The sequence below is a fragment of the Prosthecobacter algae genome (genome assembly GCF_039542385.1).
GTDB classification, from domain to species: domain Bacteria; phylum Verrucomicrobiota; class Verrucomicrobiia; order Verrucomicrobiales; family Verrucomicrobiaceae; genus Prosthecobacter; species Prosthecobacter algae.
The window spans coordinates 172,823-188,515 of record NZ_BAABIA010000009.1 but is presented as its reverse complement, the minus strand read 5'-3'; the positions used below and the strand labels follow the sequence as shown (position 1 = coordinate 188,515).

General features: G+C 59.2%; 11 protein-coding genes. 7 read left to right on the top strand and 4 right to left on the bottom strand.

The genetic code is table 11. The annotated features are described in order from the left end of the window. Positions 1-13: 13 nt before the first annotated feature. Both infB and rbfA read left to right on the top strand, forming a co-directional pair. A complete protein-coding gene (gene infB / locus ABEB25_RS20045) occupies positions 14-2,278 on the top strand; it encodes a translation initiation factor IF-2 (protein WP_345738220.1) in 2,265 nt (754 codons plus the stop codon). Between the two features lie 100 nt (positions 2,279-2,378). After that, positions 2,379-2,759 carry a 30S ribosome-binding factor RbfA gene (rbfA, locus tag ABEB25_RS20040; protein ID WP_345738219.1) on the top strand — a complete coding sequence of 127 codons (381 nt, stop codon included), beginning with the start codon at positions 2,379-2,381 and terminating at the stop codon, positions 2,757-2,759. A 60-nt stretch (positions 2,760-2,819) separates the two neighbouring features. Here rbfA and araD read toward each other — a convergent pair whose 3' ends face one another. Further along, entirely contained in the window at positions 2,820-3,518 is a 699-nt protein-coding gene (araD, locus tag ABEB25_RS20035) for an L-ribulose-5-phosphate 4-epimerase AraD (protein WP_345738218.1), read from the bottom strand. Positions 3,519-3,663: 145 nt separating this feature from the next. Between araD and ABEB25_RS20030 the strand changes: the two genes are divergently transcribed. Beyond that, positions 3,664-5,544: an ABC transporter ATP-binding protein gene (locus ABEB25_RS20030; RefSeq protein WP_345738217.1), complete on the top strand. Its 1,881-nt coding sequence runs from the start codon at positions 3,664-3,666 to the stop codon at positions 5,542-5,544. A gap of 70 nt (positions 5,545-5,614) precedes the next feature. Here the strand turns inward: ABEB25_RS20030 and ABEB25_RS20025 are convergent, their stop codons facing one another. The 3 genes from ABEB25_RS20025 to rimO form a co-directional block, all read right to left on the bottom strand. Then, positions 5,615-6,784: a class I SAM-dependent rRNA methyltransferase gene (locus tag ABEB25_RS20025; RefSeq protein WP_345738216.1), complete on the bottom strand. Its 1,170-nt coding sequence runs from the start codon at positions 6,782-6,784 to the stop codon at positions 5,615-5,617. Positions 6,785-6,895: 111 nt separating this feature from the next. After that, positions 6,896-8,392: a hypothetical protein gene (locus ABEB25_RS20020; RefSeq protein WP_345738215.1), complete on the bottom strand. Its 1,497-nt coding sequence runs from the start codon at positions 8,390-8,392 to the stop codon at positions 6,896-6,898. 156 nt (positions 8,393-8,548) lie between these two features. Further along, positions 8,549-9,901: a 30S ribosomal protein S12 methylthiotransferase RimO gene (rimO, locus tag ABEB25_RS20015; RefSeq protein ID WP_345738214.1), complete on the bottom strand. Its 1,353-nt coding sequence runs from the start codon at positions 9,899-9,901 to the stop codon at positions 8,549-8,551. A gap of 143 nt (positions 9,902-10,044) precedes the next feature. Here rimO and ABEB25_RS20010 point away from each other — a divergent pair, with 143 nt between their 5' ends. The 4 genes from ABEB25_RS20010 to malQ all read left to right on the top strand — a co-directional run bounded on the left by ABEB25_RS20010 (position 10,045) and on the right by malQ (position 15,679). Then, a complete protein-coding gene (locus ABEB25_RS20010) occupies positions 10,045-10,947 on the top strand; it encodes a hypothetical protein (RefSeq protein WP_345738213.1) in 903 nt (300 codons plus the stop codon). A gap of 19 nt (positions 10,948-10,966) precedes the next feature. After that, positions 10,967-11,455: a hypothetical protein gene (locus ABEB25_RS20005; protein WP_345738212.1), complete on the top strand. Its 489-nt coding sequence runs from the start codon at positions 10,967-10,969 to the stop codon at positions 11,453-11,455. Between the two features lie 111 nt (positions 11,456-11,566). Further along, positions 11,567-14,080, top strand: coding sequence for a protein kinase domain-containing protein (locus tag ABEB25_RS20000; protein WP_345738211.1), 2,514 nt, complete (start codon positions 11,567-11,569; stop codon positions 14,078-14,080). Between the two features lie 63 nt (positions 14,081-14,143). Then, the gene (malQ, locus tag ABEB25_RS19995; RefSeq protein WP_345738210.1) at positions 14,144-15,679 is read left to right on the top strand and encodes a 4-alpha-glucanotransferase; all 1,536 of its coding nucleotides are present in this window, start codon (positions 14,144-14,146) and stop codon (positions 15,677-15,679) included. Positions 15,680-15,693 lie beyond the last annotated feature (14 nt).

Below are 15,693 nucleotides of genomic sequence, written 5' to 3'. Positions count from 1 at the left end.
ACCAACGTTTCTCATGCCAAGCCGATCCTCTTCATCCAAACCTGCCAAAGCCACTCCCGACAGCACTGCTGAGGAGAAAGCAACGGCTGAGAGCACGCCCCCCAAGAAAGTGGCGGCCAAAAAAGTGCTCTCATTGATTGAGGAGGACGAGAAACCAAAGAGCCGTGGCCCCCGGCGTGAGGCCACCCCTCTGCCAGCCCTGGGTGCCAAACCGGCCCCGGCACCTGCGAGGCCAGTCTCCAAAATTGCGGAGGCTCCGAAGAAGACGCTGGATGACCATAAGCGCGAGGCCCTGAACCTTTTCGAAGAGGACGAAAAGCCCAAGGTTCGCCGTCGTCCGCCAGAACAGCCCACCTCCTTGCCGCCGATCTCCATGATCCGCGAGCCCGGCCCGGTGCAGGCCATGCCACCACCACCCTCCCTGCCGACTGTGGTCGCGCCCAAGGTGGAAGAACCGGTGATTCCAGAATTTGAAATCAATGAGGCGGGTGAAAAGATCATCCATCTGAAGCCGCCGATCATCGTCAAAGAATTGGCCGAGCGCATGAGCCTCCGTCCGTTCAAGATCATCGCGGATCTCATTGCCCTGAAGGTCTTCGTCGCCAATGCGGACAAGGCGATCGACATTGAAGTCGCCGAAAAAGTTTGTGAGAAGCACGGCTTCCGCCTTGAGCGCGAGAAGCGCGAAAAAGGTGCCGGTGTCCACAAAGTGGAAGAAGTCATCGTTGAGCCGACCGCCCAGATTGTCGAGGAAGTCGAAGAGGAGAAGCTGGAGCTTCGCGCTCCGATCATCACTTTCATGGGTCACGTTGACCATGGCAAGACCTCCCTTCTCGATGCCATCCGCAAGACCCAGGTCACCCATGGTGAGGCTGGCGGCATCACCCAGCACATCGGTGCCTACAGCGTCTTCCACGATGGCAAGCCGATCACTTTCATTGACACTCCCGGTCACGCCGCGTTCTCCGGCATGCGTGCCCGTGGCGCACACGTCACCGACATCGTAGTACTCATCATTGCTGCGGATGACGGCATCATGCCGCAGACCCGTGAAGCTCTTAATCACGCTAAAGCGGCCGATGTGACCATCATGGTCGCCATCAACAAGTGTGACCTGCCTGCGGCAGACGTCATGCGTGTGAAGGGCCAGCTGCAGGAGATTGGTCTCGCACCTGTTGACTGGGGTGGCGACACCGAAGTCATGGAAGTGTCCGCCAAGTCCGGCCTGGGCATTGACAGCCTGCTTGAGACGATGGCCCTCCAGGCTGAAGTTCTGGAACTCAAGGCTGATCCGAAGGCTCCAGCCCGCGCGACCGTCATCGAATCTTCCATGGTCGAGGGCAAAGGCCCTGTGGCCACCGTTATCGTCCGTCAGGGCACCCTCAAAGTGGGTCAGCCTTTCATCTGCGGTCCGCATTGGGGCAAGTCCCGTGCTCTCATCAATGACCGCGGCCAGCCGATCAAGGAAGTCCGTCCCGGCATGCCGGTCGAACTCGTCGGCTTCAGCGACATGCCTCACGTGGGTGATGAAGTCGTGGTGATGGACAGTGAACGTTCCGTGAAGAAGCTCAGCATCGAGCGTCTGGAAGAACTGCGCCAGAAGAAGCTGACGGTCACCCGTCGCTCCACTCTGGAGTCTCTCTTCAACAGCATCGACGAAGGCAACAAGAAGACCCTCAAGATCGTCCTCAAGACCGATGTGCAGGGCTCTGTGGAAGCCATCGTCAAGTGCCTGGGCGAGATCACCAGCGACAAGATCAACCAGAAGATCCTCCACTCCGATGTGGGTCCGATCACCGAGTCCGATGTGCTCCTCGCCTCCGGGTCCGACGCCGTCATCATCGGCTTCAACACGAAGGTCGAAAACAAGGCTCTCAGCGTGGCCAAGCGCGAAGGCGTGCAGATCAAGCTTTACTCCATCATCTACGAACTCATCGACCAGGTGAAGGATTCCATGACGGGCATGCTCGACCCGCTCACCCGCGAGAAGGTGCTGGGCCATGCCAAGGTGAAGCAGGTCTTCAAGGTCAACCGCGGTTACGTCGGCGGTTCCATCGTCACCGATGGCCGTATCGACCGCAAGCAGCGCGCCCGCGTGCTGCGCAATGGCCAGGCCGTCTATGACGGTGGTTTTGAAACCCTGCGTCGTTTCCACGACGAAGTTCCTGAAGTCCGCAACGGCCTCGAGTGCGGTATCAAGCTCACAGGCTTCAGCGATTACGAAGAGAACGACGTCATCGAGTGTTACGAACTCGAGAAGTTTGCCCAGACTCTGTGATGGTTTTGGGTTCGGGGTTCAATGTGCGGAGTTTGGGCAGTGATGCCTGGCTCCGTTCTGGACCCAGTCACCCTGCACCCTGAACCTTTTAATTTTCGATATGTCCCAACGAGTCTTACGCGTCAGCGAACTGGTGAAAAGAGAGCTCAGCATGGTGCTGGAGCGTCACTATCGCATGGATAACGCCATCCTCACGGTCCATGACGTGCGTGCCACGCCAGACCTAAAGCAGGCCTTTGCCTACATTGGTATCATCACCACCAGCGGCAATCAGGAGGCCATCATTGAAAAGCTCAATAAGGCTCGTGGAGCCATCCAGCGTGAGGTGCATAAGCGGGTCATCATGAAGAATTCCCCGCAGATTTTCTTCCGCCTGGATAACTCAGTTGAGCGTGGGGTCAAGATTCTCAACGCCATCGACAACCTCCCACCTCCGGCGGATCCACTGCCCGAAGGCGAGGAAGAGCCAGAGATGAAGTAAGAGATGACCGGGTACCGATGCCTCCGTTGAAAACGGGTGGTTTCGGCCCATGCTCTCGCATTACTTCTGCCCGTAGTAAGCACCAGGCCCGTGTTTGCGCAGATGGTGCTTGTCCAGGATGTGAGACGGGATGGGAGCCAAGGCTGGATTGATGGCCAGTGATTGCAGGGCCATGTGGGCGCACATTTCCAGGGCGATGCTGTTGTTCAGCGAGTCCATGGCATTCTTGCCGAAGGTAAAAGGAGCGTGATGCAGTTGCAGCACCGCAGGCATCTCCATGGGGCTGAGGTTCAGTTCACGCAGACGCTCCACGATGGCCACGCCTGTGTAATGCTCGTAGTCGCTGGCCACTTCATCTGGCGTCAGGGCGCGGACCAGGGGAACGGTGCCATAAAAGTGATCCGCATGGGTCGTCCCATAGCAGGGCAGTTCGCGGCCAGCCTGAGAAAACACTGTGGCATGCAGGCTGTGAGTGTGGGTCACACCGCCGATTTCAGGAAATTCGCGGTATAAGTGCAGGTGCGTTTTGGTATCCGAGGACGGGCGCAGCTTGCCTTCGATGATGTTGCCCTCGAGATCCATGACTACGATCTCCTCAGGGGTCAGTGCCCCGTAGTCCACCCCGCTGGGTTTGATGGCCCACAGGCCGGAGGCGCGATCTATGCCGGAGACATTGCCCCAGGTCAGCCTCACTAGGCCGCTGGGTTCCAGCGCACGGTTGGCGGCACAGACTTGGGCTTTGAGTTCGGAGAGTGTCATGGGAGAGAGAACTTTGGGTTGGAAGAGGCTGCTTTTCAAGAGCGGGGATCTGCGTTTGGCAAGGATGAACTTCATCTCGACGCTACCCCTGTCCCGTGGTAGGCGTCTCACCCGCCGGTGCTGCTGGCGGTTGTTTTACATCCACATGGCTGAAGCCCCTTTTTCGAAGAATCCTTCTCAGATGACCGATGCTGAGATCGCGCAGTTAAAGATGCCGTATGGGCGCATCCTGCAATACCTGAAACCCTGGATGGGACGTTTCATCGTCGGCATCCTGATTGGCATCGTCGCAGCTGCGTTCAATGGGGTGTTGATCGTGGGGTTCCAGGTCATTTTCCAATTGGTCCTGGATGGCAAGGGCAAGACTCTGGGGCAGCCGCTGAACCTCCCGATCCTAGGCCAGGTGAACATCGCCGAGATGCTGGGTCTGGCCTCCGATACACCCGTGGGGCTGACGGGGGTCATACTCGCCTGTGCCTGCATCCCGGTGCTGATGTTTTTAAACGGCTTTTTGGAGTACCTGAACAAGTACTGCCTGGCCTGGGTGGGAAACAAAATGCTCTTTCACATGCGCAGCGATGTCTTCCGCAGCATCCTGCGGCAGTCGCCTGCCTTTTTCAGCCATGCCAAGGCAGGTGAGCTGATGCAGACCGTGTTTAACCAGTCGCGGGTGGCGCAGACGAACGCCGTCCAACTGGTGCAGCTGCTGACCAACCGGCCGCTGACCATCATCACCATTCTGTGGGTGCTGTTTTCCCAAGACTGGTTTTTCACCCTCATGTCGCTGGTGATTTTTCCCCTCTGCCTCGCGCCGATTATCGCGATCGGCCGCAAGGTGCGCAAGGCCGGGTCCCGTGAAGAAAAGGAAGTGGGCGCGATGATGACCACCATGCATGAATCCTTCACCGGCATCCGTCTGGTGAAAGGCTATGCACGCGAAGAGTATGAAGTGGAACGATTTGACCGCGCGAATGCAGAGATGTGCAAGAACATGCTGCGCTGGACCCAGGCGATGGAATTGATCGGACCGATTGTGGAGGCCGTCGCCTCCGTTGGCATCGCTGCAGGGCTCGTGTATTTCTGGATCGAGAATCGCGGTGCCAGTGAGCTGATTGTGCTGGTCATGGCCCTGACCAAAATCTACCCGCCGGCGAAGGAACTCAGCAAGGTGAACCTCCTGATGCAAAAGACGGTCTTTGCCGTGAACAAGGTGGTGCATCTTCTGGACCGCCCTGCCGATATCCAAGACCTGCCCGATGCCCCTCAGCTGCCTCGCATCAAAGGGGCCGTGACGTTTGAAAACGTGGCCTTCACCTATGGGAAGATTGACGGCACGAAGCTGGACAAAGCCGCCATCACCGGGGTGACGCTGGATCTGGCCCCTGGCAAGTTTTACGCCCTCGTCGGTCCCAGCGGGGCCGGGAAGAGCACGCTCTTTTCCCTGCTGCTTCGATTCTATGACCCAGACTCGGGACGGGTGCTGCTTGATGGCAAGGATATCCGCACCGTCACGCAGGACAGCGTGCGCGGAAACATCGGCCTCGTCAGCCAGGACACCTTCCTCTTCCACGACACCATCCGCGAAAACATCCGCTACGGTCGTCTGGATGCAACGGAGGAGGAGATCATTGCTGCCGCGAAAAAAGCCCATGCCCACGAGTTCATCCTGGCGCAGCAGGGTGGTTACCAGGCCATCGTGGGGGATTCAGGCTGCAACCTGTCAGGCGGACAAAAGCAGCGTCTCTCCATCGCCCGCGCCATCTTGCGCAATGCGCCGATTTTGCTTCTGGATGAAGCCACCAGCGCGCTGGATACGGAGACGGAAAAGATCATCCAGGAGGCCATCCATGTCCTTTCTGAGGGCAAGACGGTCATCGCCATCGCGCACCGTCTTTCCACCATCATGCAGGCAGACCAGATCGTGGTGATGCAAGATGGCAAAGTCGCCGATGTGGGCAATCACGAGGAACTGCTGAAGAGCAGCGAGCTGTATCAGAAGCTCTATTCCCTGCAGTTTCACGAGTAGCGCGGAACCAAAAAAAATCGCAGGCCCATGAGACCTGCGATTGATGGACGAAAGCAAACAATCGCTTGGTTTACCAAGCGGCGACCACCTCGTAGGCATAGCCCACCAGATACTCGGTCTCCGGGATGGTGGCCAAGATCGGGTGATCCGGGCGCTGGCTGTACATCGCGACGCGGCGTAGAGTTTTGCGGGCATCCACAGCGGCGTCTTCGATGCTGGCGTGGAATTCGCCTGTGCTCACGTGATGGCTGCAACTGTAGGTGGCCATGATGCCACCGGGCTGCAGCATTTTCAGCGCACGAAGATGGATCTCTTTGTAACCGCGCATGGCGTCCTTCACATTGGCCTTGGTCTTCGTGAAGGAGGGCGGATCGAGGATGATGAGGTCGTAAGTCGCCCCGCTGGATTCCTGCTGCTTGAGGAAGTCGAAGCAGTTCGCTGCGATGAAGGTGACTTTGGCGCCGGAGATTTCGGCGTTCTTTTTGGCCAGTTCGGTGGCGCTTTCGCTGATGTCCACCGCAGTGACTTCGGTGGCCCCGGCCAGGGCGCAGGCCTGGGCAAAGCCGCCCTGGTTGCTGAAGCAATCCAGCACCCGGCGGCCTTTGGCCAGCTTGGCGGCGTGCTGGTAGTTGTCGAGCTGGTCGAGATACAGGCCAGTCTTTTGGCCTTCAATCAGGTCCGCATGAAAGGCGCTGCCTTCATGGCGGACAACAAAAGGTTCTGGCGTTTCGCCATAAACCACGCCTTTCACCTGCTCCAGCCCCTCGGCTTTGCGGACACCGCCTTCGTTGCGCTGGACGATGCCCTTGGGCGAGAAAATCTGCACCAGGGCCTGGATGATGAGATCCTGCCGCATGGCCATCGCCAGGGTCAGTGTTTGCAGGACGAGGTAGTCGCCATAGCGGTCCACCACCACGCCTGGCAGGCCATCGGATTCGCTCCACACCACGCGGCAGAGGCTGGTATCCACCCCGGCATCGGTGCGTACTTTGAGGGCCCGTTCGATACGGCGAATGAAAAAGTCCAGGTCCAGATCCTGTCGGCGATAGGAAAACAGCCGAGCGCTGATCTGCGACTGCGGATTGTAAATGGCGCTGCCCATCGGCTTGCCACGGGCGTCCTGCAACTGCACCACGTCTCCAGGCTTGGGCTCGCCGAAGCGGCCTTTGATCTCGGTGGCATAGACCCAGACGTGACCGTGAAAAATGCGTGCGCGTGGCTGGATGGAAAGTGTGGGCATGGGCGGGGAAGGGAACCCGTTACATGCAGCGGGATGGGGCCGAGGGCAACCAGGAACGCGGTCAGCCTTTGAAGCCTCCGCTTTGTCCGCAGGTCAGATTTGTCAGAGTGCTCAGTCGAAAGCCGATTTCCACATCTTGAAAACGGGTGTGTCGGGGGCAATTTCAAAGGGGACATCGCCGTTCTTAAATTCGCTCAGGCGCTTGCTTCCTTCCATGCCGAGGGGACTCATGGCAAAGACGGGGAGGATGGGGGTGCCATCCGCACGCAGGACGTATTTTTTCTTTTTGTTTTGGATCAGGAGCAGTCCACCCACCCGGCCTCCAGGGCGCTCGCCGATGACGATGTCAATCCGTGCGGGGCTGTTCAGCTTGAACCAACGGCCCACATAGGCATGGCGATTGCCGGAGATGAGGGGGCCTCCGAAATCCTGGCGGATTTCAGGGTCGCGTTTTTTCTCCCCGTGATCGTTGATTGGGTACCAGGAGGCATCAATGACGGGCTTGTTATTGATGTAAACGAGGAGGGCATCATCAAAGAAGCCGACAAAACGATAGTCTCCCGGCTCCGGTGCCTGGATGGAGGTGGTGTAGTGGACGAACCAAGCGCGAGGCTCCACTTCCTGTTCCACCGCAAAGGCCTTGGGGCCTTCATTTGCCGACATGTTCGGGATGGCGAGAAAGGTGAAGCTCATCTGCTGGGACGCCTTGTAAAATCCCTTCATGGCTTCGGGAGCAAACTTTTTGTTAGCCGCGTTGTTGATGATCTCCGCATAGGCCGCCTCGGAATCGGTGTATCCGGTGACCTTGCGGTCAGGGGTCTGTTTCAGGTCATAAAACGTCCCCGGCATGCCTTCACCGCCCAGCTTGCCAAAAAAAGTCATGCCTGAAAACCCCTTCACGGCACCGCTTCCAAAGCCACTGCCGAAGCCTCCGCCAGCCCCGGCTGTGCCGAATCCGCCGCTGCCGATCTTTCCTGCTCCGATGAAGCTGCTGGCGTCAGGAAGGTCCACTAGGCTCAGTGGAGCATCCGGCAGGGTGATTTCCGCCGTCAGGGACTTGCTCACCAGTTTTTGCATCGGCAGAGCCTTGTTCAGCGACGAGCGCTTTTTTTGCTGCACTTGGTGCTGCATTTCGCTGGAGGCCTGTGCCCCTTGCTGGGTGCCGCCGCCGGGGAGGAAATCCACCCGCTTTTCCATGCCCTGACTCACAACGACGACAAGACCTGCGGCGAACAGCAGCCCGATATGGATCAGCAGACTGGCCGTCAATGATCCGCCGCCGATTTTCCTCCAGGCCAGCAGCCAGCCTGGCATCTGTTTGCCAGCAAACGAACCTGTGCTCGGCGGGCGGATAGGGCTGGGCAGCTCTGGCAGCGCCTCCACCACGATGGGTGTTTCTTCCGCATGGATAGGCTGTGAGTCTGAGGATGAAGGCGTGGCCCTGCCGGCTGTCGCCTGAGGCGGGGTGTGCATCTCCCAGGCTGGCTGGACTGGGTAGCCCAGGTTTGATGCATAGGCGGCACCTCCGCCGGACGGGGGGAAAGGTCTGGGCGACGAAGGTGCCGTAGGAGGCTGCGGCAGCTCGCCGGGCTGGATTGGGTCGGGCATTGCCCGCAGAATGAAATCAAAGCCTCAGGCCTGACTACCATCTTCTCTGGGAGACTGGCCTTGAGGATAAGCTTTGCCCTGAATCTGTGACCAACGTGCAAAAGATGGTCAAAATACCATCCGTTTTCTGGCAGGCTCCGCTCTTCAGCGTAAGCCTCAGCCAGCCACGAGATCGTAGCCGCGCCAGTCTTTGATGGTGACATCGGCAAAGCTGCCGACGGGAAGTTTTTTGTCCACGAAGACGGTGGTGTCAATGTCCGGGGCGTCCATCTCACTGCGGGCCACGCCGGGTTCTTCGACGAGTACGCGAAGGGTGCGTCCGACCTGCTGGCGATTCACCTGCTCGACGCTACGCTGGATGGCGCGCATGGCTTCGTTCCACCGGGCCTTGCGGGTCATGTGATGGATCTGGCCGTCCATTTTGGCGGCGCGTGTATCTTCTTCGCGGGAGTAGTTGAAGACGCCAGCGCGCTCGAACTTCTCATCTTCGATGAACTGGATCAGTTCGTTGAAATCGGCATCGGTTTCGCCGGGGAAGCCGACGATGAAGGTGGTGCGGATGGCGATGTCCGGGATGCCTGCGCGGATGCGCTTGATGAGGTTGCGGATGTAGGCACCGTCAGTCTCGCGCTTCATCAGGGTGAGCATGTTGTCGCTGATGTGCTGCAGCGGCATGTCAATGTAGCGGGCCACCTTCGGGCTTTCGGCGATGGCGGCGATGAGGTCATCACTCCAGTGCGCAGGGTGGGTATAGAGAAGGCGGATCCAGAAATCACCTGGGATGGCATTGATCTCACGGATGAGGGTGGAGAGGGAGTGGCCTTTGGTGGAGTCCACCTCGCTGCGGGGTTTCGGGCGTTCGCCTTCCCACTTGTCCATGCCAAAGTAAGTGGTGTCCTGGGAGATGAGATTGATCTCTTTCACGCCGCTTTCGATGAGCTGGCGGGCTTCCTTGACCACGCTTTCCTGGGTGCGGCTGCGGTGGCGGCCACGGATGCGGGGGATGATGCAGAAGGAGCAGGTGTGGTTGCAGCCTTCGGCAATCTTGATGTAAGCGAAGTGCTTCGGCGTGAGGCGGAAGCGGGGCGTGTCATAGTCCGGGATGTACTGCGGACCTTTGGTGACTAGGTTTTCCTGCTGCTCCTGGCCCATGAGGCGCTGGATGATAGGGGCGACTTCGGTGATCTGGTCCAGGCCGATGAAGGCATCCACATCGGGCATCAGGGTCGGCAGCTCTTCGCGGAAACGCTGGGACAGGCAGCCAGCGACGATGATCTTCTGCTTTTTGCGCTTCTGCTGTTCCTCGCGGGCATCCACGGCTTCGTGGATGGCACCCACGCTTTCCTTCTTGGCCATGTCAATGAAGGAGCAGGTATTGATGATGAGCACATCGGCCAGGTCTGCCTCCGGGGTCATGGTCATGCCTGCCTGCTGGAGGTGGCCGACCATGATTTCGGAGTCAATGAGGTTCTTGGCGCAACCGAGGGAAACGAGACCGACTTTGATCATAGGGGCGCGGAGAATACGGGTAAAAAGGCCCGAGGAAAGGAGAAGATGGGCTTTCCAGGGGAAAATGACAGGGCACTTGTTTCAAAACAAGGTCTAGCAATCGCTGGAAATAGGTGTAGCGCCCACGTATATCTTCAACAGCCATGTCTCCCGCCCGTCCATTCTCTGCCCGCGCCTGTCTTGTGGGCGTGTTTACCGCCCTCACTCTGGTGGGAGGCTGGGCACAGACACCCGCGCCTGAGGCACCGCCCAAGCCGCCCGTTCCACCTCTGCCTGGGCAGGAGGGCCAGCGCATGGCCATCCCGGACGATCTCCTAGGAGATGAGCATGTGCGGGAGGAATTTGGCGTGAACCAGTTCACGACGCCGAGCATCCGCAAACTGTTCGAAATGCTGGATGGCCTGGGCAAGCTGTCCTACGATGCGCTGAAGCGGCCCATTTCCCGCCAGACGCCCTCGGACCGCGTGCTCGTCTCCTTGGGCCTGGGCACGCTGATCGCGGATGGATTTCTCATCGTCCAATGCGAGAAAGTGGAGGCCATGGAAGATGTGGGCCGTGCACTGATCAAGTACGCGAAAGTCCTGGGCACGGGCAGCCGCATGAACCGCCACACGCAGAGCCTTTTCGAGCACAGCATCGAAGGTCACTGGGACAAGCTGCGCACGGAGCTGGCGCTGACCCAGGCGGACGTGGAGGCCGAAATGGTCCAGCTACGGGATGTGGACATCGCCCACCTCGTGAGCCTGGGCGGCTGGTTGCGTGCCTTCGAAATCGCCACCCGCAGTGTTTATGACAATTACACGCCGGAGAAAAGCCTGCGCCTGCTGCGCAAGGACATCGCCGAGTACTACCTGGCCAGCCTGGAGCACCTGGGGCCGCGCCTGCAAAACAATGAATCGCTGAAGACCCTGCGTGAAGGTTTCCAGAAACTGATCCCGCTGATGGATCTGCCTGCGGATAAACCACTGACGCTAGAGCAAGTGAAGGCCCTGAGTGACCAAGCCGCGAAGCTGTGTGCTTTGGTCACGGGTGCTATGAAGAGCTGATCTGCCCAACCCCCCTCTCATGTCGCAACTTTCCCCCGAACAACTGGCCCAAGTCGAAATCTGGGCTGCTGATGGTGCCAATCTCAATCAGGTGCAAGACCGTCTGAAAACGGAGTTTGGCATCACCCTGACTTACCTGGATGCCCGGCTGCTGATGCTGGATGTGGGGGTGCGCATCAAGGACAAACCGCGTGAGGTGGCAAAACCTGCGGAGCCAGCCCCGGCTGCTGTGGAGGAGCCAGCGGAACTGGAATCCTGGGAACAGGGACTGGAACCACCGGCCTTGCCGGGCGGAAGCCTCCAGATGAGTGCGGACCAGATTGCCATTCCAGGGGCGCTCATCAGCGGTAAGGTGACTTTCAGCGATGGTGTGCAGGCCTCTTGGTTTTTGGATCAAATGGGGCGACTGGGGCTCAATGGATCGCCACAGGGATACAAGCCGCCCGCAGCAGATGTGCCGCAGTTCCAGCAGCAGCTAGACCTGATGTTGCAGAAGGCCGGTTTGTAAAAGGCCCGGCCCACCTTTCTGGGATCGGGAGCGTGGCAGGAAGAAGGGAGCCGGGGTGCGTCTTATCTTGACGGATCGCGGCATTAAAGGTTTTCTTGGTTCTGAACGGCTATGAGTCCCGCTAACCCCCAGGCTACGACCTCAGCAGACTGCCTGATCCCGCCCACGCACAATGCGCTGGCGATGTTGGATCTGGCTCTCGAGGATTCGTTTGACCCGATGGCGGAAGCTCAGGTGGAGCAAGCGGGGGATGTGATCGGCAACTACACCCTGGTCAAACGCATCGGGGAAGGTGGCTTTGGCATCGTCTGGCAGGCGGATCAAACGAAGCCGATCCGGCGGACCGTGGCCATCAAGGTGATCCGGCCCGGGATGGATTCTTTGGCGGTGCTGTCGCGGTTCCGCGCGGAAAGACGCGCGCTGGAGCGGATGTCGCATCCCAACATTGCGGTGGTTTTGGATGCAGGGACGACTCCGCTGGGGCGGCCTTACTTTGTCATGGAGTTGGTGAAGGGACGGCCCATCACTTCGTACTGCGAAGAGGCGGGGTTGGATTTCCGGCAGCGCATCAGCCTGTTTTTGGATGTTTGCCGGGCCGTGCAGCATGCCCATCAGCGGGCGGTTTTGCATCGGGATCTGAAGCCCTCCAATGTGCTGGTGGGCGAGGGGGATACGGGCCCTGTCGCCAAGATCATTGATTTTGGCATTGCCAAAGCCCTCACGGATGAGGGTATCGGGGGCGAAAGCATCGCCTACACCGTGCGTGGCATGGTGATGGGCACGCCCGAATACATGGCCCCAGAGCAGGCGGCGCTGGGGGCTGAGGTGGTGGACGTGCGGGTGGATGTTTACTCGCTGGGGGCCATCCTTTATCAGCTCCTCACCGGAGTGCCGCCGCTGGAATCCGACACGCCTGACAAGAAGACATCCCTCACGGCCATGCTCCAGCGCATCTATGAGGTGGAGCCATTGCGGCCCAGCCTGCGTGCACGGCAGCGTCTAGCGGCAGGCAAGCATTCTCCCTCGCAACCAGAGGCCTTGGAAGGCGACCTGAACTGGATCATCCTCAAGGCATTGGAGAAAAATCCTGAGCAGCGTTATGAATCGGCAAATGCCCTGGCGGATGACCTGCGTCGGCACCTGGATGATGAGCCCGTGAGCGCCGGGCCGCCGGAGAACTGGTACCTGTTTAAGAAATTGGTGCGGCGGAACCGTACCGCCTTCGCCCTGGGGACCATTCTCGGGGTGAATCTCATCATCGTGGCAGCGGTCAGCACCTACGCCTTCATGCAGGAATCGGCGGCACGTGCCAATGCGGAGCACCTGCGTGTCCTGGCCGAAACGCAGTCGAAGAAAGCCCATGCGCTCAACAGCTTTCTTAGCCAACTGCTGGGGCAGGCAGGCGAGTTTGTGGCCAAGGGTAAAAATCCTGAGGCGTTGCGTCTGGCTGTGAACGAGAGTGTGAAGGAGGTGGAAAACCTCCATGCAGAGCCTGAATTGCAAATTGATCTGTTGGGCCAGTTGACCGCTATATTCATGGCGATGGGGGATTATCGCAGTGCCTTGCCGCTTTGCCAGCAACAGTACAAGCTGGCGCTGGGGCTGTATGGGGAATTGGATCCTCGTACTCTGGCAGCGCGGCTGCTGATGGCGCGGTCCTATTCGGATACGGGAGATAAGCCGGAAGCTCTGAGGCATTATCACGAGATCGGCCTGCAATGGAAGGCGATGGGGCCTGCCTATACGGAAAAGCGCTTTGAAGTGGCCCGCTATCATGCTCGGGAGCTGGCACGACAAGGTCGTGGCAAAGAAGGGCAGGCACTGGTGCAAGAATTCATGGATGCGAATCCGGGCGATTTGCAAAAGCAGGCGTCCAACCTGCTTTTCATGGCCGACCTTCAGCTCGGCATGGGGGATTACGCAAAGGCGGAGGAAACCGCTAAGAAACTGATGGGATTGTATGGCACGGCGGAGACACCGGCCTTTGCCAATGGCCGTGGACTGGCCCTGCGCACGCTGTCACGGATCAAGGCCAAACAAGGGAACTACGCGGCTGCGGCACAGGCATTGGAGGAAAGCATCCGGCTTTCTGCGGCCCAGCAGGGGGCGGAATTCTATTCGCTGGTGGGGCGCTGGATTGAAGTGGCCCGGCATTACATAAAGACTGACCGGATGCAGGATGCCTTCCGGGCTACGGACGAGGCCATTTTGATCGCGCGCGGACAGGGAAATGATCAGTTGCTGCCCAGGGCTCTGCGTGGCGCAGCCGAGATCCGTGAAGAGGCGGGACACCTCCAGGCCGCTCTAGCTTTTCGCCGGGAGTGTATGGAGATGGAGCGACTGTATAACACGGACCGGGGCAAGTGGATCTACGAGCTGTCCCAGATCGTGCGTCTGGAGGCGCTGCTGGGATTGCAGGATGACCTAAAACGCGATGCCGCGCTGCTGTGGAGCCATTCCCAGACGGAGCCAGCGGTGACGAGCGACCCGCCCTTCCTGCGCTCCATCTGCAGCATCCTCATCAATGCCTGTGAGAAGTGGCAAAAGGTGACGGGCGAGGTGGCCTTCCAGCAGGAAATCCTGCAATGGAAGACCATCACGGCCGAGGGCGTGGTGCAAAAGTAAGTCAGGCCCGGTTTGTGCTAGAGGTTGATTGAAGCCCTCCTCGGCTGTCTTATCCCACCAACCATGTTTTCCATTCCGCGCTCCAGTGGTATCCTCCTGCATCCGACCTCGCTTCCGGGAAGGTTTGGTATCGGTGAAATCGGTCCGGAAGCCCACCGTTGGCTGGATTCCCTGCATCGCATGGGGCAGAAACTGTGGCAGATGCTGCCTCTGGGGCCCACGGGTTTTGGGGCATCCCCGTACCAGAGCCTGTCCAGCTTTGCCGGCAATCCGCTGATGATCAGCTTTGACTCCCTGCGCAATGACGGGGTGCTGACCCCGCAGGATCTGGCCATGATCCCGGCCTTTCCCGATCATAAGGTGAACTTCATCGCGGCGGAAGAGGTGCGCACGGCTTTCCTGAAACTGGCCTGCCAGAGGTTCCTCCGCCAGTGTGAGTCCAGCCCGCTGCTGGAACGCGCATTTGAGGCCTTCTGCGAGCGCGAGGCCGACTGGCTGGATGACTACGCCCTCTTCATCGCCCTCAAGGCGGAATGTGGTGGACGTCCCTGGAATGAGTGGCCGGTGGAACTGGCCATGCGCCAACCAGAAGCCATGAACGATGCGCTGGTGCGGCTGGATGAGGCGCTGGAGGAGGTGAAGGCCCAGCAGTTCTTCTTTTTCCGCCAGTGGCAAAAACTGCATGCCCGCGCCCAGGAACTGGGCATCCGCCTCATTGGTGACATTCCCATTTTCACTGCCCATGACAGCGCAGATGTGTGGGCTAGGCCGGACTTGTTTGAACTGGATGAACGGGGGAATCCCATCGTCGTTGCCGGCGTGCCGCCGGACTACTTCAGTGCTACAGGCCAACGTTGGGGAAACCCTTTGTACAAATGGAGCGCGCATGAAGCCGAGGGCTTTGCTTGGTGGAAATCGCGCCTGCGCAAGACTTTGGAGATGGTGGACATCGTTCGCATCGACCACTTTCGTGGTTTCGCTGCCTACTGGGAGATTCCGGCTGCGGAGCCTACGGCGGTGAATGGCCGTTGGGTGGGGGCCCCAGGTGATGCGTTGTTTGAGGCGCTGAAAGGCGAGATGGGGGACGATGTGCCCGTTATTGCCGAGGACCTAGGCATCATCACTCCTGATGTGACGGAACTGCGTCTGCGCCATGGTTTCCCAGGCATGAAGGTGATGCAGTTCGCCTTTGGGGCGGACAGTCTTTCCGAAGACTACGTGCCAGAGAATTACCCCGATGAGTCGGTGGCCTACACGGGCACCCATGACAACGATACAGTGCTGGGCCTGTTTAACAGCGGTGAGGGAGAAGACACGACGCGCTCGGCGGAACAGATTCAGGCAGAGCGTCGTACCATCCTTGGTTATACCAAGACGGACGGCACCGAGCTGCACTGGGACTTCATCCGGGCTGTCTGGGGATCGCAGGCCCGCATGGCCATCGCGCCCTTGCAGGACCTTCTGGGCCTGGGCAGTGAATCGCGCATGAATACTCCCGGCAAGATGGGCGATTTCTGGAGCTGGCGCTTCACCTGGGATCAGTTCACTTCAGAAATCGAAGAACGCATGAAGGACATCACCTCCGGTGCGGGCAGGTAAGGCCATTTTTGGCT